General features: G+C 67.8%; 17 protein-coding genes and 1 tRNA gene. 4 read left to right on the plus strand and 14 right to left on the minus strand.

Features of this window, described 5'->3' with window-relative positions; genetic code table 11:
• The 3 genes from ABR571_RS13800 to ABR571_RS13810 form a co-directional block, all read right to left on the minus strand.
• Positions 1-1,186 (minus strand): ATP-binding protein (locus tag ABR571_RS13800; RefSeq protein WP_409453781.1); only part of this gene is annotated, 1,186 nt, incomplete at its 3' end.
• Positions 1,187-1,285: 99 nt separating this feature from the next.
• Positions 1,286-1,648 (minus strand): hypothetical protein, encoded by a 363-nt coding sequence (locus ABR571_RS13805; protein ID WP_409453782.1) that lies wholly within the window; start codon positions 1,646-1,648, stop codon positions 1,286-1,288.
• Positions 1,649-1,992: 344 nt separating this feature from the next.
• Positions 1,993-2,697 (minus strand): hypothetical protein, encoded by a 705-nt coding sequence (locus ABR571_RS13810; RefSeq protein ID WP_409453783.1) that lies wholly within the window; start codon positions 2,695-2,697, stop codon positions 1,993-1,995.
• Between the two features lie 198 nt (positions 2,698-2,895).
• Between ABR571_RS13810 and ABR571_RS13815 the strand changes: the two genes are divergently transcribed.
• Both ABR571_RS13815 and ABR571_RS13820 read left to right on the plus strand, forming a co-directional pair.
• Positions 2,896-4,077 carry a sensor histidine kinase gene (locus ABR571_RS13815; RefSeq protein ID WP_409453784.1) on the plus strand — a complete coding sequence of 394 codons (1,182 nt, stop codon included), beginning with the start codon at positions 2,896-2,898 and terminating at the stop codon, positions 4,075-4,077.
• Entirely contained in the window at positions 4,074-4,733 is a 660-nt protein-coding gene (locus tag ABR571_RS13820) for a response regulator (protein ID WP_409453785.1), read from the plus strand. The genes ABR571_RS13815 and ABR571_RS13820 overlap by 4 nt, the downstream gene beginning before the upstream one ends.
• Positions 4,734-4,899: 166 nt before the next feature.
• On the opposite strand, the gene ABR571_RS13825 is transcribed toward ABR571_RS13820, so the two are convergent.
• The 5 genes from ABR571_RS13825 to ABR571_RS13845 form a co-directional block, all read right to left on the minus strand.
• A complete protein-coding gene (locus ABR571_RS13825; RefSeq protein ID WP_409453786.1) occupies positions 4,900-5,166 on the minus strand; it encodes a hypothetical protein in 267 nt (88 codons plus the stop codon).
• Positions 5,167-6,127: 961 nt separating this feature from the next.
• Positions 6,128-7,315 (minus strand): permease, encoded by a 1,188-nt coding sequence (locus tag ABR571_RS13830; protein WP_409453787.1) that lies wholly within the window; start codon positions 7,313-7,315, stop codon positions 6,128-6,130.
• Positions 7,312-9,654 carry a heavy metal translocating P-type ATPase gene (locus tag ABR571_RS13835; protein ID WP_409453788.1) on the minus strand — a complete coding sequence of 781 codons (2,343 nt, stop codon included), beginning with the start codon at positions 9,652-9,654 and terminating at the stop codon, positions 7,312-7,314. The genes ABR571_RS13830 and ABR571_RS13835 overlap by 4 nt, the downstream gene beginning before the upstream one ends.
• Before the next feature lie 68 nt (positions 9,655-9,722).
• Positions 9,723-9,929, minus strand: coding sequence for a heavy-metal-associated domain-containing protein (locus ABR571_RS13840; protein ID WP_409453789.1), 207 nt, complete (start codon positions 9,927-9,929; stop codon positions 9,723-9,725).
• A gap of 77 nt (positions 9,930-10,006) precedes the next feature.
• Positions 10,007-11,446 carry an MFS transporter gene (locus tag ABR571_RS13845; protein WP_409453790.1) on the minus strand — a complete coding sequence of 480 codons (1,440 nt, stop codon included), beginning with the start codon at positions 11,444-11,446 and terminating at the stop codon, positions 10,007-10,009.
• A gap of 146 nt (positions 11,447-11,592) precedes the next feature.
• Between ABR571_RS13845 and ABR571_RS13850 the strand changes: the two genes are divergently transcribed.
• Together ABR571_RS13850 and ABR571_RS13855 are read left to right on the plus strand one after the other, a co-directional pair.
• Complete coding sequence (locus tag ABR571_RS13850; protein WP_409453791.1) at positions 11,593-11,874, plus strand: metal-sensitive transcriptional regulator; 282 nt, start codon at positions 11,593-11,595, stop codon at positions 11,872-11,874.
• A gap of 162 nt (positions 11,875-12,036) precedes the next feature.
• Positions 12,037-12,324, plus strand: coding sequence for a GNAT family N-acetyltransferase (locus tag ABR571_RS13855; protein WP_409453792.1), 288 nt, complete (start codon positions 12,037-12,039; stop codon positions 12,322-12,324).
• 214 nt (positions 12,325-12,538) lie between these two features.
• Here ABR571_RS13855 and ABR571_RS13860 read toward each other — a convergent pair whose 3' ends face one another.
• From ABR571_RS13860 to ABR571_RS13885, 6 genes are all read right to left on the minus strand, one after another.
• Positions 12,539-13,369, minus strand: a complete 831-nt coding sequence (locus ABR571_RS13860) for a PhzF family phenazine biosynthesis protein (protein ID WP_409453793.1) — start codon at positions 13,367-13,369, stop codon at positions 12,539-12,541.
• A gap of 128 nt (positions 13,370-13,497) precedes the next feature.
• The gene (locus ABR571_RS13865; RefSeq protein ID WP_409453794.1) at positions 13,498-13,968 is read right to left on the minus strand and encodes a hypothetical protein; all 471 of its coding nucleotides are present in this window, start codon (positions 13,966-13,968) and stop codon (positions 13,498-13,500) included.
• A 257-nt stretch (positions 13,969-14,225) separates the two neighbouring features.
• Positions 14,226-15,254: a transglycosylase SLT domain-containing protein gene (locus ABR571_RS13870; RefSeq protein WP_409453795.1), complete on the minus strand. Its 1,029-nt coding sequence runs from the start codon at positions 15,252-15,254 to the stop codon at positions 14,226-14,228.
• A gap of 361 nt (positions 15,255-15,615) precedes the next feature.
• A complete protein-coding gene (locus tag ABR571_RS13875) occupies positions 15,616-15,876 on the minus strand; it encodes a hypothetical protein (RefSeq protein ID WP_409453796.1) in 261 nt (86 codons plus the stop codon).
• 336 nt (positions 15,877-16,212) lie between these two features.
• Positions 16,213-16,285 (minus strand) — tRNA-Arg (locus ABR571_RS13880).
• 40 nt (positions 16,286-16,325) lie between these two features.
• The coding region (locus tag ABR571_RS13885) for an alpha/beta fold hydrolase (RefSeq protein WP_409453797.1) at positions 16,326-17,812 on the minus strand (1,487 nt) is incomplete at its 5' end.

Consider the following 17,812-nt stretch of genomic DNA (forward strand, 5'->3'; position numbering starts at 1 on the left):
CTTCGAGTCGGCCGGAGTACACCAGTGCAATCGTCTCGGCCGCTCGACGATGCAGGTCGACTCGCTCCGAGCTGGATAGTCCCGCTTCCACGGCGTCTCGGACCAAGGCGTGCACGAATCGGTGTGTGGTCCCGACCTCGATCAGCCCCGCGCGGGCCGCTTCGTCGAGCGGCCCCAGGCAGCTCGCCGGCATCACCTCGACCATTGCTGCGATGACTTCGATTGAGAACTCGCGACCGACGATTGCGGCAGCCTGGACGACGCGCACCGCCTCGGGCGTCAGCCGAAGCAACCGCCCGCGGATGGCCTCCCGGATGTTCGCAGTAACGGGTGCGCGACCAGTTGCTACCCGAACCGCCGGCAGGACGCGCCCGAGCTCGCCGACGAAGAACGGGTTGCCGCCTGTCAGCAATCGCACTCGTTCGGCGTCACCTACCTCGACACCTCCCGGCACGACGGACGCCAACTGCTGGGCAACTGCTTGCGTGTCCAGTCCGACGAGATCGACCTGCCGCGTCACCGGCTCGCGCAGCAGCTCGGTGAACAGGGCTACGTGCTCGTGTTCGGTGTCGCGATGGTTCACCAGCAGCAGCACGCTCTCGTCCCGCAGCGTGCGAGCGAGGTGCTGCAACAACAGCACCGATGGACGGTCCGCCCAGTGCGCGTCGTCCAGGATCAGCACAAGCGGCGGCAGCTGTCCGAGGAGACGCGCGACCGCATCGAACTGCCGAAAGCGGTCCTCGACAGAAGCCGAGCCTTCCGTGGCCTCGGTGGCGAACTGCTCCGGCGCCAGCCGCGCGATGTCTGCGACCAGACCATGCGCGCGAGCGATTCCGGCAAGGTCGACATGCCGCGCGATGCCGCGAAGAAGCTGGCGCCACGGCCAATACGGCGGTGCGCCCTCGGATTCGACGCAGACGCCCCAGGCATCGGGCACACCGCGCGCGGCAGCCAGCCGTGACAGTTCCTCGGCCAGCCGCGTCTTCCCGATACCTGGCTCGCCGCGGCACACCACCACCGACGCGCGGCCCTCGACCGCACGCTCGAGATTCTCGGCCAGAACGCTGAGTTCGCTCTGGCGGCCGACGAAGGCTCCCACCCGCATAACCATAAGAGCTGACCACTGATTTACCCGGTCGAGCGAATGCCGAAAACGGCAGCGGTGGCATTCGGGGCTGGTGGCCATGTGCCGCCGCCGAACGGCATTGTGATTGCGATCCGCTCCAGGCCGCCCGACGTCGGACCACCCGGACGGTCGCGGCGATGAGCAACGCCGACAGCGCGATCAGCCAGCCGTCCTCGATCGACTGGATGGCCAGAATCGGCTGACTGGTTGATAGCGCGTCCAGTGCGTGTAGCCGTGCTGGGTCAGGCAGCGCGCGACGGTTGTCGCAGACGGCTTGCCGAATGGCGCCAGCGGCAGGGTAGCGACGATCGCGAGGACGACCCGGTGGATCAGCACGTCGGCCAGGCAACCGATCGCGAAGGCGGTCAGCGTCCAGGCGGCGAAGGTGAATCCCGCGCAGGTCGATGCGGCAACACCGGCGGTCAGTGAGGCAGCGGCGGTTGCGGGGCGACATTTCGCCGCTGCCGGCCGGCGGGTAAGTAGGAGATGTTGGCACGCAGCGCAATCGATCTCTCCAAGCACGCGACCGGGAACATTTCCTGACACGACCGGGTCAACGTGTCAGCTCTCCCGCATAACCCTCGTAGCTGAGCGGCCGGCGCAGTGCGTGTCTATCCGACGGCTTGCGTGCCCACTCCTCGCAGCGCGAAGCCGGCATGCGCACTTGTCGCGCCATGAGCGGACGCTCGAAAGTGGGGCCGCTTGGCGAATCGGCACGCGCCGCGACCGAGGCGGAGTTGCTTCGGACGCGGTGCTCGCTGTCGGCTGTCCGCTACCGCCCCTGGTCGCCTAACCAGTCGCGCGGCGACCACGGTACGTGCCCGGCATCCACCGTGTTGTGGATGGTGCATCGCCGCGGTATCAGTTCAGATGGCCGCCGTCAGTTCCGGCTCGCGCGGCCGCTCGGCGGACAGCCTCGGGGAGGCAAGGTAGAGCTGCACGCCGGCGAGCAGGCCCCAGGCAAGGAAGTAGACCAGGCCGAGAATGGCGACCGGCTCGAGCGGGCCGCTGTCGTAGCTGATCGAGTCGAGCAGCGCGAACGGCACGCCGAACAGGGTGAACGCGATGAACCAGCGCGGCAGGAACCTGGTGCGCTGGGCGGCGAGGCCGACGGCCGCGAATAGCAGCACGGCGGGCAGGCTGGACATGTTCAGGAAGGCGTCTTGCAGCGTGCCGAGCGCACGGGTCGTGGTAGCGGTTCCGTCGGAGCGGACGTAGAGCGCTGCGGCGAGGCCGACGGCTTGGGCGAGGAGCAGCAGACCGCCGGTGAACGCGCCGCCGACCAGCGCCAGCGCAGGCAGCGTAGATCCCTCGGACAGCGCGCGGCGGCAGGCGCCGGCCGCGGCGACGGCCAGCGCGATGAAGACGATCGCGGCCAGCCCGCGCAGGTAGCTCTGCGCGATGACCGCGTTGTGGTGTGCGGCCAGCCAGGCCGGCTTGCTCGCGGGCGAGACGTCGCCGCCCGGCGGCATCGGGAACGCGGCCGCGCCGGCGACCATCAGCATGGTGAACGCGACGCCGGCCAGCGGCAGTAGCCGCTCCCAGCGCTGCTGCGCGTCGTTGATCGGCATGGACTCCTCCTTGAGGACGGGTAACTCGTGGTCGCCGCCAAGGTTCGCGCAACCGCGCCGGGTGCGTCGTCTGCCCGCACGCCACTTCGCTGCGCCGCGCGGGTGATTGCCGTTACCACCGGATCGGCCTGCAGACGGAGACCGGATCGGTCGCCGGGCTGACGGCATTCACCCCGTGGTCGATCTACTGTGTTGCCCATGAACCGGTCCGCCCGAGGACTACGGCTGCCGCAACGCTGGGGCGACACGCTGCTGGCGGCGGTACTGCTCGCCGTGGGCCAGACACAGGTGTGGCTCGGCTGGACCGACGGTGGGATCGGCATCCCCCCGCACGGCCGGCACCTCGCGCGTGCCGCGTTGCTCGTCGGGCTCACGATGCCACTGGCCTGGCGGCGCCGCCAGCCGCTGGCCACCGTAACGGCCGTGTGCCTCGCGATCTCGGTGCAGCTGCTTGTCGTGGTCGCCTATGTGCCGTTGCTGACCGGGTTGCTGCCGATGGCGATCGCCAACTACACCGCCGCGGCCTACGCGCCGCGCTGGCGGGTCGCGAGCCTGCCGCTGGTGTTCGCGGCCGAGGCGTTCATCTATGCGCGGATCCCCGAAGAGCGCGTCGGCGGAGAGGTGGTGTTCGCGGTGTTCGTACTGCTGGGCACCTGGGTGGTCGGCGATGTCGTCCGACAACGGTGGCTACGCGCCGAACGCGCCGAGGGTGCGGCCGAGGCGATGGTGGCCGAGCGCGAAGCCGCGAGCGAGGCCGCGCTGGCCGAGGAACGGACCCGCATCGCCCGTGAGTTGCACGACGTCATCTCGCACACCGTCAGCGTGATGGCCGTCCAGGCCGGTGCGGCGCGCACCTTGCTCGACACCGAACCCGACGCCGCCCGCGCGGCACTGCTCAGCGTCGAAGCTGCCGCCCGCTCGGCGGTGGGCGAGCTGCAGCGGCTGCTCACCGTACTGCGCGACGACGACGCGGCCCCGGACCGCAACCCGCAACCCGGCCTGGGCCAACTCCGCGCCCTCGTCGACCAGGTCCGCACCGCCGGGCTGCCCGTCGAACTCAACATCATTGAACTGCCACCGCTGTCACCCGGCGTCGACCTGGCCGCGTTCCGGATCGTGCAGGAATCCCTGACAAACGCGCTCAAGCACGCCGGCGCGGCGACCACGGTCACCGTCGATCACACCGAGGCTGGGCTGCACATCGAAGTCCGCGACCTCGGCCCGGGACGACGCGCCAACGGCAGCGGCGGTGGCCACGGGCTGATCGGCATGCGCGAGCGGGCGCAGTTGTACGGCGGCGTGTTGCGCGCGGCCGACCACCCCGACGGCGGGTTCGTCGTCGACCTGCAGCTGCCCACCGGAACGGGCGTACCGGCGTGATCCGCGTCGTGGTGGTCGATGACCAGGCACTGGTGCGCGGCGGGTTCCGCGCGATCCTGACCGCCGATCCGGACATCGATGTAGTCGGTGAGGGGGGCACCGGCGCGGACGCGGTCGCGTTGGTCCACGACCTGCACCCGGACGTGGCGCTGATCGACGTGCGGATGCCGGGCATGGACGGCATAGAGGCCACCCGGCACATCACCACATCCAGCGACGGCTGCCGAGTGCTGATCTTGACCACCTTCGACGTGGACGAACATGTGTACGACGCGTTCCGTGCCGGCGCGAGCGGGTTCTTGCTCAAGACCGTCGCGCCCGAAGACCTCGCCGCCGCGGTCCGCGCCGTGTACGCCGGCGAGGCCCTTCTCGCGCCCACGATCACCCGCCGGCTCATCGAACGGTTCGTCAGCTCGCCTTCGCCGACCGCCGACCAGCGGCTGCAGTCACTGACCGACCGCGAGGTGGAAGTCCTGCACCTGATCGCCCGGGGCAGGTCAAACAGCGAGATCGGCGCCGAGCTGTATCTCAGCCATGGCACCGTCAAGACCCACGTCAGCCGCATCCTTACCAAACTCGACGCCCGCGACCGCGTTCAGGCCGTCGTCCTCGCCTATGAGACGGGCCTCGTCCAACCCGGACACGCCAACAGTTGACCAACCTGCCTCGGTTGATGCCATACCGCCCGGGAGTTGAAGGAGCTCTACGTTCTGCAACGACACGCAGAATGTCTTTCTATGCCGCAGACAGTGCGCGCTCCCACCGATGAACGGTTCATTGCGGTCACGGACACCGGAACCGCCGTGCCTGCTGATTGTCCGTTCAGCCGGCCGGGTATGCCAGGAGGTTGCCGATTGCGACCTGGTTGGTTCGGAAGTCGAGCCCGGTCGCCGTGCAGATGTAAGGGTCGTCGGGGCGAAGCCCGGCTTTCCGGCCGTAGTGTTCCTCGCTCACGACCGCTCCATTCTCGACGAGTTCGAAGCTGTAGGTGATCAGGTGCTGTCCGGTGGGCAGCCAGACACTGGCGCCACCTCCATGGGTCTCGATGACGTCGTTGCTGACAGTTGCGCCGTTATGCAGGCACGTCACGGAGGTGAACCTCGTCGCGTTGCTGACGAGCCCGTTACCGGGTGGAAAGGTCTGCCGCAGCTGGCGCCGCGTATCCGACTAGTGCTGCGAGGCCGACCGCGCAGGCTCGGCCCGTAAGGTGCGCCGTTTGGCCGGTGCTCGCGCCGCGACCGGTGTGTCGAGAAAGGGTGTGCCTGATCGGTAGGCCGCCAGCGCCGGCCGCGACGCAGAGGCCGAGAGTCGCTATGAGCGCGGTGCGCCCCTCGATAACGTCTGCTACAGGACGGCGAACCCGGCCGCGAAAAATACCAGTGCACAAGTGAACAGCCTCAGCCGTGACGCCGACATTCTGCCCCTCCCCTCAGTCGGCACTCGAGTACCGCGGCTTCTTTACGGCCGGGCGCCTCGCGGTGACGTTCATCGAGCTGCCCAACGGTCCAGCGACGGACGGAGATTGCGACGGCAGGCGCGCGGCAACTGCTCGATCGACGCAACCAGGTTGAGTTCGGCGCAAATCTCCGACGCGGGGGACCAACAGCCTGACATGTCCCGTAGCTGAGAAGTCGGACATCGGCGTTCAGCACGCTGGGCGTTCGGCTGGTGCACGCTCGATCTGAGGTGTGTTCCGCCACACAGCGACGCATTGGTCGGGCCTCATTCGCGAATGTCCTGCGGGCGAGAGGTCGGACGAGCGGTGTGTTGCGACCGACGTGACGATCTCGGCGAGTATTGCGGGCTTGGCCGGCAGCGCCATCGCCATCGCTGACATATTGCCGTGGCTGGCGAACGCGCCCCCGGCCGGTGCAGCCATGCTCGTCATCGGATGAGCGCCGTGATCGGAGGTCAGTCCGTGCATGAGCGCGAGCCCGAGGAGAGAAAGGACCGCGGCTGCGCGTATAGCGCCCGCGCGGGCAGCGACGGCGGCGCGCGACCGGTGACTGCGTGTCATCAGGCTCCAGTATGCCGGCGGTTGGCGCATCGCTCAGGCTGCCGACTCGTCCGCCTGGTGGTGTTCACCCACGACATCGGGGGCGCCGCCCATCATGGCCAGCATCTGCCGACCACCTGTGGTGAAGAACCTCCAGACGAGTACCGCGGCAAGGATGAGGAAGGCGATGTTCAGCCAGCTGGTGTAGTTCCAGGTGATGCCGTCTTTACCCTCCGACGCGTGGCGCGATCCTGTGGGGACGAGGTTGAGCGGGGTGAAAACCAGTTCGACGAAGTAGCCGGCGGCGACCATGGTCAGGTAGAAGGTGCCGGTGAGGAAGAGCGCCATGCGGGTGCCGTAGTACTTCCGGTAGATGGCGATGATCGGCAGGATGATCAGGTCGGCGAAAATGAAACTGACCACGCCGCCGAAACTGATGCCCCCGTTCCAGAGGACCGCGGCGAGCGGGACGTTGCCGATGGAGCAGACGAAGGCGGCGACGGCTACGAGCGGTCCGATGATGGGGCCCCAGATCTTGGCGGCCAGCGGATGGTCGGTGAAGAACAGGTGCTGCCAGAACGAGTCGGGTATCCACGCGGCGGCGGCGCCGGCGATGAGGAGGCCGATGATGATGTCGCGCAGGACCGCGGCCCATTCCATGACGAAGTTGTGGCTGACGGAGGTGACTCCCCGGCGGCTGGCCAGTCGATTCCGGAATGAGCCGGTCGTCTCAATGGACATGTCCATCGCGGCGTGGCCTTCCATCGACCCGGCGACAGCCTTGTCGGCCTGTTCGTGGGCTTCGTGGGTCAGTCGCCCGGAGAGGAATCGTCGGAAGATGAGTGCCACCAGCACGATCATGAAGGGTCCGCCGACGAACTCCGCTGCGGTGAACTGCCAGCCGAGCAACAGGCCGAGTATCAGGCCGAGTTCGATGACGAGATTGGTTGACGCGAATTGGAACGCCATCGCGGCGGTGAAGTCGGCGCCTTTGCGGAACAGTGAGCGGGCAAGCGCGACAGCGGCGTAGGAGCAGGACGACGACGCGGCGCCGAGGCCGGTCGCGGTCAGCAGACTGCGAGGGTGATCGTCGGGTAGCAGGCGGGCGATCGTCGCCTTGCGGACGAGGGACTCGATGATTGCGGACAGGGTGAACCCGAGGATCAGCGACCAGGTGACTTGCCAGGTCATCGATCCGGCGATCTTCAGGGCGTGCAGCAGCCCGTGCCCGACTGTGTTCACGGCTGGTGCGCTGGCGAGGGTGACGGTTGGAAGGAACGGAGTCGCAGCGAGTTGGTGACGACGAAGACCGAGCTGAAGGCCATGGCGGCGCCCGCGATCAGCGGTGAGAGCAGGCCGAGGGCGGCGACGGGGATCAGCGCGACGTTGTAGGCGAATGCCCAGAACAGGTTGCCCTGAATCGTGCGCAAGGTCCGACGCGACAGGCGAATTGCGTCGGGCACGGCGGTGAGATCGCCGCGGACCAGGGTGATGTCCGAGGCCTCGATTGCGGCATCTGTGCCGGTGCCCATCGACAGTCCTAGGTCGGCGGCCGCCAAGGCCGCCGCGTCGTTTACGCCGTCGCCCACCATCGCGACGACCTTTCCGTCGGCTTGGAGCGCGGCCACCGTGGCCACCTTGTCCTCGGGCAGGACCTCGGCGATCACGTCGTGAGCGTCGATGCCGACGCGGGCGGCGATCGCCAGGGCCGCGGGACGATTGTCACCGGTCAGAAGGATCGGGCGCAGACCCAATGCTCGCAGTTGGCGCACGGCGCCGGCGCTGGTGTCCTTGACGCTGTCGCCGACGACGAGGAGACCGCGGATTTGGCCGTCCCACGCGGCCAGCACGGCTGTTCGCCCTTCGGTCTCGGCGTCCTGGACAGCAGCGTTGGTGGAGTCGTCGGCGCGAAGGCCTTGTGCGGCTAGCCAGTTCGCGCGTCCGACCGCGACGCGGTAGCTGACGCCCTCGACATCGACGGTGCCGGTCACGCCCCGGCCCGGTTCGTTCGCGAACTCCCTGACGGGGGGAACGGCGGGGAAGAGATCGGTGGCCGCGGCGGCGACAGCGGCGGCGATTGGATGTTCGCTGGCCGCTTCGACGGCCCCAGCGAGGAGGAGCAGTTGATCTTCGCCGACACCGGGAGCTGCCTGGATACTGAGCAGCGTCATCCGTCCGGTGGTGACGGTCCCGGTCTTGTCGAGCACGATGGTGTCGACGCGTCGGGTGGACTCGAGGATTTCGGGTCCCTTGATCAGCAGGCCGAGTTGGGCTCCGCGCCCCGTTCCGACCAGCAGCGCGGTGGGCGTTGCCAAGCCGAGGGCGCACGGGCAGGCGATGATCAATACCGCGACGGCGGCGGTGAAGGCGCGCACTGTTCCGTCGCCGTGGGCGAGGGTGGTGAGCAGGGTTGCGGCCGCCAGCAGGAGCACGATGGGGACGAAGACAGTGGAGATGCGGTCGGCGAGCCGCTGGACGGCGGCCTTGCCGCTCTGGGCGTCGACGACGAGCCGGGCAATCTGGGCCAGGCGGGTGTCGTTGCCGACGCGGGTCGCTCGGACGATCAAGCGGCCGCCGACGTTGACGGTCGCGCCGGTTACGCCGCTGCCTGGGTTGACCTCGACCGGGACGGCCTCGCCAGTGAGCAGGCTCTCGTCGACGGCTGACGATCCGTCGACGACGACTCCGTCGGTGGCGATCTTTTCTCCCGGCCGCACCACGAAGCTGTCACCGGGACGGAGGTCTTCGACGGGGATTCGGGTTTCCACAGCGCCGTGGAGCACGGCGACGTCCTTGGCGCCGAGGTCGAGCAGCGCGCGCAGGGCCGCGCCGGATCTGCGCTTGGCGCGTGCTTCCAGGTACCGTCCGGCCAACAGGAAGACCACGACGGCGGAGGCGACCTCAAGGTAGATGTCGCGGGTGCCGCTGCCGCTGGTTGCCGTGAGGTCGAAGGTCATCTTCATGCCGGTCATGCCGGCCTCGCCCCAGAACAGGGCGTAGAGGGACCATCCGAATGCGGCGAGGGTTCCCATCGAGATGAGGGTGTCCATCGTGGCGGCTCGATGCCGCAGGTTCATGAACGTGGCCCGGTGGAAGGGCGACCCGCCCCAGAGCACGACCGGGCTGGCCAGCGTGAGTGACAACCACTGCCAATTGTCGAATTGCGCTGCGGGAACCATGGCCATGACGAGCACGGGCAAAGTGAAGAGTGCCGATATGGTCAGCCGTTGTCGCTGCGATTGGAGGTCGGCCTCCGCGTGCCCCTCGTCATCTGAACCGCCACTTCCGTCCGCAGGCTGCGGGCCGGCGGGCTGCGGAAGTCGTGCCGTGTAGCCGGTAGCCTCAACGGTGGCCACCAAGTCCTCCGGCCCGACCGCGCTGGGGTCGTATCGCACGGTGGCCTTCTCGGTCGCGTAGTTCACCGATGCCGTGACTCCGTCGAGGCGGTTGAGCTTCTTCTCGATCCGCGCCGCGCAGGAGGAGCAGGTCATCCCCCCGACTGCCAGTTCGACCGCCACCGGCGAGGGGAGATCCTGGCCGCCGATGCTCGACGTTTCGTTGCGGGTCAGGTCGCTGCTCATGGTTTTCTCCTGCCGTGGCGCCCCGGCCGGGATCCGCAGATCCCGGTCGGGCTGCTGGGATGCGGTGCTTATGCGTTGACGAGTTGGTAGCCGGCTTCATCGACGGCGTCGCGGATCTGGTCGTCGGCGAAGCCGTCGCCGGTCACGGTGACGTGCCCGGTGGTCAGGTCCACGTCGACGGCCTGGACACCATCAATCTTGCTGACTTCGCTGGTTACGGAGTTGACGCAGTGTTCGCACGTCATGCCTGTCACGGTGTATGTCTTCTCTGCCATCGGTTGGTCCTCTCGCTGGTGTTGGGCGTATGGGGGTCCACGCGCCGAGTCTCTGTCATATACCCCCTACCGGTATCTTACACGTCGATAACGGTCAGCGGTTGGGTGCGGTGCTGGTCCGCCGGCGCCGCCGTACCCGGGCCCGACCGGGTCCGAAATAGGGCGGCGACGAGGACGGCGCCTGCGACGGCGATGCTCGCGGCTCCGGTGAACGCCGCCGAGTAACCGTCCGTCAGGTCCGGCCGGTTGCCGAAGTGAGTCGCGCCGTGTGCGGCCGCTACCGCGGTCATGGCGGCCAAGCCGAGCGCCGAGCCGATCTGGTACGCGGTGTTGACGATGCCGGCGGCCAGGCCTCCCTCCTCGGGGCGAGCGGAGGACAGGGCAGTGCCGAGTGAGGGGATGAATGCGAGGGCCTGCCCCAGGGCGGCGACGAGGGAGGCGGGCAGGACGTCGACGGCGAAGTTGCCTGTCGGGCGGACGAACGACAGCCAGAGCAGTCCTGCCGACAGCGCCACCAGGCCGGCGACGATCAATGGCTTCGGCCCGAAACGGACGATCAACCTCGGCGCGACGGCGACCATCAGCACCATGATCAGGACGGTCATCGGCAGCAGGGCTGCGCCTGAGGCGAACGCGCCGTAGCCGAGGACCTGCTGGAGGTAGAGGTTGAGGAAATACCACATCGGCACCCAGGCGGCGCCGAGCAGGATCTGGGCCAGATTGGCCGCCCCGAGAAGCGGGGTCCGGAAGATCTTGAGCCGGATGAGCGGATTGCGCAGGGTCGCTTCCAAGCCGAGGAATGCCGCAATCAGGAGTACGGCGCCGGCCAGCGTGAGGAGAGTCGTACCTGAATCCCAGCCGATTTGCGGTGCGCGCACCACCCCAAGGACAGCCAACGTCAGGCCGGCAGTGACAGTGACCGCGCCGAGCAGATCCAGCGAACCACGACGTCCGGACGGCTGTGGCATCAACAGCGGAGTGGCGATCAGAGCGGCGATCGAGATCGGTACGTACAGCCAGAAGATCCACGGCCAGCTTAACCATTCGGTGATGACACCGCCGAGGAACACGCCGGCGGTGCCGCCGGCCGGGGCTGCTGCGCCGTACAGCGCGATCGCCTTGGGTAGGTCCGAGGTGCCACCGAACAGCGTCATCAACAGGGTCAGCGCCGCCGGAGCGATCAGCGCCGAACCGGCGCCCTGTGCCGCCCGTCCGACCAGTTCGACCGATACCGAGTCCGCGACCGCGGAGACGACGGAGCCTGCGAGGAGAACCGCCCAGCCGGTGGCGAACATCCGGCGTGCACCGAAGAGGTCAGACAGTCGGCCGCCAAGCAGCAAAAGACCACCGAGCACAACGACATACGCGTTAAAAACCCACTGCAGACTCTCCGCGGTGAAACCGAGGTCAACCCGCATCTTGGGCAGCGCCACCCCGATGATCGACGTATCCATGATGACCATGAACTGTGCGAGTGCGATCACCCATAGAGCCGCCCATCGCCGTGTGTCGCTCATTTCACGTCCTCCTGCCAAGTAAGACGGCGGCCAGCGGTCTGCTGATCTACCATACCCCGGTTAGGTATATGCCTACGCGGTCTCCGGAGAGACCGTCAAGTACCGGCGGGGGGTATGCTGATTGTCACCGTTCAACGGAGGAAAAGATGCACGGCTACACCGAGAACAAGGACGATTACCTCAAGAGGCTGCGTCGAATCGAGGGACAAGTGCGCGGCATCGCGAAGATGGTCGAGGATGACAAATACTGCATCGACATTCTTACCCAGGTCAGCGCCGCAACGAAGGCGTTGCAGTCAGTGGCCCTGGGTCTTCTCGAGGAACACATGGGCGGATGCGTCGTCGACGCCGCCCGGGCCGGCGGGGCCGAGGCTGACGCCAAGGTCAAGGAAGCATCAGAAGCCATCGCTCGCCTCGTCCGGTCCTGACTGATCTGCGCGCCCGGCGGCAGGTGGAGTAGCGCATCTGAGTAAGCGGGAGTCGCATGCCCGCGTTCTCCACGCGTCCGCCGGCGGGAGAAGAGGGACAACGGTGCACGTCGCCACCCGTGGGTACAGCTCGGACGACGCGCCAGCTCTTGCAGAGGTCATATGGCGCTCGGTGACGCAGCTAGAACCGATTACGCCGTCGAGCAGGTCACCGCTTGGGTTCCCGCTCGACCCACACCAGAGGTCGTCGAGCAGCTGGCACGCGATGGACGACGGGTGTTTGTCGCCGCAGGCGTCCACGGCCGGATCGTTGGATACACCGATCTTGAACCAGACGGTCACACCGATCATCTCTTTTGCGTCCCAGAAGTTGTCGGTGAAGGGATCGGGGCCGCGCTGTACGACGCCGTTGAGCGCCCAGCCATGGACAAGGGCCTCGGCCAGCTGTAGGTGGAAGCGAGCGAGTCGGCGAAGCGAAACGATCACGGAGCTGAGAACCTCGAGGAAGCTGCTCGACACCGTGATCCAGGCCCAGCCGGCGGGCTAGCTAGGGAACCACTGATCAATCCCGCCTGCTGCGACGGACGGCGCCATTGATCAACGCCCTGGTCCGAGAAACGGACAGCGCGGTCCGTCGATGGTGCGGGCGTCTCCGCCCGACGTCTCAACCGTGCAGGAATTGACCGTCGGTGACGACCACCGCCCGGCCTGACAGTCTGACCTCACTCGGGCTCAGCGTCGTGGTGATCTTTCCCGTGCGTCGGGAGACTTGCAGTCCTGTCAGGCGGTTGCGGCCCAGGCGAGCAGACCAGTACGGGGCCAAGGCGGTGTGGGCGCTGCCGGTGGCGGGGTCCTCGGGAACGCCGGCGGCTGGAGTGAAGAACCGGGAAACGAAGTCGTAGCCATCGGCCGAATCTCGGGCGTGCGCAGTGACGATGACACCGCGGTCCGGCCGTGCCGTCCGGGTCTGCAAGTCGGCCAGCGCGGTGAAGTCCGGGCGCAATTGCCGGACGTCGTCCTCGCTGGAGAAGACGGCAAGGACGTCCCCGAGCGCGCCGGTCTGCAACGTCTGCTCGGGTGTCGCGCCGAGCGCCTCGGCCACCCCGGGCGCCGGGCCCGGGGTGAGTTGGGGCCGCGGGAAGTCCATCGTTACGACCCCGCAATCGTCGGTGACAGTGGTCAAGACGCCGCTTCGGGTCTCGAAGCGCACCGTTGCGGCGCTGCCCCGGTCGGCGTGCAGCGCGTGCGCGACCGCGAGGGTTGCGTGGCCGCACAAGGTGTCCTCGACCAGCGGAGTGAACCACCGCAGCGCCCAGTCGGCGCGACCATCTGGTGGTAGCTGATAGGCGAATGCGGTCTCGGACACCGACATCTCCTGCGCCACTTGCTGCAGCCAAGATGTGTCCGGCCAGTCGGGCTGGTCCAGCAGGAACACCGCGGCGGGATTGCCGGTGAAGGGCGCATCGGCGAAGGCGTCGATGATGCGAAATCGCACGTCACGTCTCCATGGGTGCTGAAGGCTGGCTAATCACCGCCGGGCTGATCAGCGCTTACGCGCGACACGTCGTCGCTCACGCATTGGGTACAGGTTGCCGCGGCGACGACGGCCGCGACAGAGCCACCTCAACGATGCTGGTCTGATGGCACGCGAAAATGAGGCATGATGCCTGCCCGGTGGACGATGACTCGGCGAGCCGCGCGTCTTCCTTGAACACCCCGCGACCGCTTCACTTGCCCACGTCGTGCCTCGGGTCCAGCTCGGGGGCCAGCGCGCAGAAGGCGCGCGCCGTGTCGAAGAACGCCAGCGTCGACCGCTGCATCTGCTTCCACCTCGACGACCAGCGGATAGATCGCGTTCACGACGACGGGGTCGGAGCTGCCCCACACGAACCGTCGCTCGACGGTCTCGCCCGTGGGTTGCAACAGGGGTGCGATCTGGCGCGCCGTTGTTGCCGCCAGCACCGTCGTCGAGCCCGCGGTCGCGTATTCGCCGTCGGCAGACGGGACCGCGAGCGTGGGCGTGGTGGGCTGTTTCGCGTCGGCCACGAAGCCGATGGCGATCAGACGGTCCGTCGGGCCTTCACCTTCCGCCACGCACGCTGTCCTTCCCGATCCGGGTAGAGTTTGCTGGCGTCCTTGATCACTGCGGGCAACCTCCACGCAGTAGGAAGATCGTCCGCGCCTGACGCAGCGGCAGCTGCAGCGTCGACCTGGTGGCGGAGCCTCGCGCACGGAGTCGCTTGAATGGTCATTTGGCTCGACGCGCCTACCCGTCGAGCATTTCTGTTGCAGTCAGTGGAGTGGGGGAGTCGCCGGGGGGCACACCCGGCTGGTGATTGCCTCGCCGCACCTCAGCGGAGCACCCGCCTCGGGTGGGCACGTGCATAGGTTGCCGCAGAGGTGCGGCGGCGTTCGCTGAAGCCGCGGGGCAGGAGCAGCACCCCGGCCGAGGTGGGGTAGTACACGTCCCAGCGGTAGTAGCCGATGAACGACCGCGGGTCGGCGAGCAGCACCGAGGCGATGGCTTTCACCGCGTTCGCGTAATGGATCGTCGGGTTGTACGCGTACAGCGCACGGTTGACGTCACCGCGGGCGAAGCCTCGAGCGGCGAGGTAACGCGCCGCGGCGAAAATCGCGTCGTGCGGATCATTGACATCACCGCCGCCGCCGAACTCCTCCCAGGTCTGTGGCAGGAACTGCATCGGACCTCGCGCACCGGAGACGCTCAGTCCATGGATCTTGCCGAACGTCGTCTCTATGAAGTTGATCGCGCACAGGTACTGCCATCCGACCCCGAACCGCCGGCCGGCCTGGTGGTACCACGCCAGGAGTTCGCGGGCCCGGGTCGCCGCCTGTATGCGCCATGCCAAGAGCAGGCCCTTCGGCGCCGGCGACCTGATCGCCCGCAGCTCGCGCCAGGCTCGTAGGTTTGCGCGCACCGTTGCCCGCAGCGACTTGGGAACCAACGCGATCACCGCCGCGTCCCATCGTGGGTGGAGTGCGACCCGGCCGTAGGCGACCTGGGCCGTGCGGGCCGCGGCGAGCAACTGCGTGCCGCTCGCCCCGCGCGCACGGACCGTGTGCTCGGCGGCGACCAGTTGTCGGCCGAGTGCCGACGGGTCGCTGGCGATGGCCGGCACGACCGCAGGATTGTCGGCGTCGGCCGGGATCAGGACGGACGGCTCAGCGGCGGCTGATGACGGCCTGCGCGACGGCACAACCGAGGACGAGCGGGCCGGCTGCGTCGTCGAAACCGGCCGTGAGGAGGCAGGCGACAGCGCGGTCCCGCCGTGCGGAACCGTGGTCACCGGCGCCGGGGCGCGCTCCGACGTGCAACCGGCGCAGACCGCGACGCACAGGATTGCGGCGATCCGACGCATGCCGCCGAGGGTAGACCGCTGCAACACAGCGACCGGCGAGCGGAATGATCAGCCGGGACATTCGTCTCCGTGAGACGCAGGCTGAGAAGTTTCGAGAAGACTGGCGCAATACCCGGTGCCTTGATCCCACAATCCACGGCGCGATAGCGATTCATATGCGCCACCGCCCCGCCGTCTGACGGACGCGCTTATCGACGGCTCTCGCGCGACTCAACGCGGCAGCGGGTATGGCCGCTACGCGGCAAAGCCGGTAGAGCCGCTGCGCGGCGGCTGCGGATGACATGGCTCTCGACCTTGGGATAAGTCGCCAAGGTGCGTCTCCGAGAACATGGGCTCGCGGGCGCCGCCGGCCAAGGGCGGTTTAGCGCCGGCTCTGTTCTATGTGCAGTTCAGCTCCGGCTTTTTCCTCCAGAGCGGTGACAGCGTCAGCGCGGGCTTTCGCTGCACGTTCTCGGGCGCGACCAGCGAGCTCGGGATGGCCGAGACGATCCTGGGCTGCGGCGGCATTGTCGTGAAGGAGTGCAGCCCGTGCATGGGCGCCGACCTCGCGTTCTTTCGCGCGGGCAGCCCGTTCCCGGACCTCGTCCAGGCGCACCCTGGCGGGATCGGTTTCGTCCGCCACGGTCCCGATGTTATGCCGCGCGGCGATCGGGCTGCAGGTCACGGATCACCCCTTGCACACGACGAACACTCAAATCTCCGCCGCGCGGGCTGGTCGGATCTGCGCAGCTCCGGGCCGCCTGAACCCCGCAAGCACTTGCCGCCCGCCTGTCGACGGATGACGGGTAGCGGTCAGCCCCGCGAAGTGAGCCGACTGGCCTACCAACAAGATCATTTGAGGTCTGACTGGCACGTGAAGTCACCGTGTGCGGACTTTTTGCGGACTAGCGTGGCCATTCACTACTCAATTGGTAGACAAATGATCGCTACAACCCAGCAAATACGGACCCTAGATGGGTGCCCCCGGCCAGATTCGAACTGGCGACGCCCGGCTTAGGAGTCCGGCGCTCTATCCCCTGAGCTACGAGGGCGGGGTTGCGACGGAGCCAGTCTACGGGGCTCAGCGCCGGATCACCCGGTCGGCAAGGCCAGGGTGGCAGGTGCCTGGGCCGTCGATCCGAGCGTCACCGAGCTGCCCGACGGAGCGTCTGACAGGTAGCGCTGGTCCACGGTGTCGATCACCACAGCGAGGTGGTGCCCGCTGGCGACGGTCCATGCCAACGGATGCAGGGTGAAGCTGACATCGCCGCCGGCGGTGCTCATCGGCGCGTAGGTCATCAATGTCGCCGTACCGGACGCGTCGACGTCGTACAGATGGGCGTAGAGCGTGGTCGGCGACGCCGACGCAGCAACGGCGAGCCGCAGGGACGGCGAGCCGCTGATCAGCGTCGGCCGCTCCACGGTGGTGCCGTTCCAGACGAACGCATGATCGGCTTGGACAGCGGACATCTTCAGTGACGGGGGCTGGAACGGGAAGGGCTCCTGCGTGAAGTACGGCCCGCTCGTCGCGCCACTGTCGGTACCCGCCGTGAGCGCCTGCGTCCACGGCGGAAGGCCGAGCGTGATGGTGGACGCTGCCTTCGGCCAGCTCCGGTAGCCGTGCAGCTTTTCGGTCGCCTCGTCGACCAGCTGGACCGGCTCGGCGGAGTCGACGCCGTTCTGCTTGCCCATCAGATAACGGTCCAGCCAGCGCTTGCCGTCGGCGAAGGTGATGTCGGGCTTGCCCTGAAGCCCCGCTGCCTCAGGCCCGCCGTGGTCACCCATGGCGAGCTGCAACCGCCTCGGCGTCGTCAGCTGATTGAAGAAGGGGACGATCTGCGCTGGGTCGACGATCGAATCCTGGTATGCGTTGGCCAGCATGATCGCTGGCCCGTTCTTGTTCAGCGCCGCCACCCGCTCGGCCGCCGAATGACCCTTGCCCAATGCGGAGAGCAGGCGCGCCGGCTCACTGGCGTTGCCGGACGACAGGCTGTCGGCCAGCCGCTGCAGGTCCGGCGACAGCGCGCCGCGCTTGCTTCGGTACCCGTCCAGCAAGAGGTGCAGCGTGACCACGTTCGCCGTGCCGTTGGGCGCGAGCGCCTGGCCGAGGTCGCCCCACCCGCTCATCGCCACGACCGCCTTGATGCGCGGCTGCGCTGCGGCGGCCAGCAGCGAAACGCCTGCGCCATAAGAGATTCCCAACATCCCGATGTGCGCGCCATCCGCACGGGTATGGGTCAGCGCCCAGTTGATGACCGTGGCGACGTCGGCTTGCGTCTTGGGGCCGGCAAAGTCGATCGTGCCGCCCGAGCCCTTGAAGCCGCGCTGGGCGTAGCCCACCACCTGGTAGCCCTGCGCCGCGAACTGCTGGCCGGGCAGGTGGTACTCGGTGGCCGCCGACCCCCAGCTGCCCGGCATGACAACGAGCGGAAACGGCCCCGGCCCCTTCGGCGTGATGACTTCGGCGGACAGCGTGATCCCGCCGGCGGTGGGAATCTTGGCCGCGACGTCGGAGGCCACGCCCGGCGGGGGCTTCGCCGCCGGTGTGATTCCGTCGCCGGTGCTGAGCACGACGACGG

Origin of the sequence: Jatrophihabitans sp., from assembly GCF_046262535.1 — a bacterium.
Classification (GTDB): Bacteria; Actinomycetota; Actinomycetes; order Mycobacteriales; family Jatrophihabitantaceae; genus Jatrophihabitans.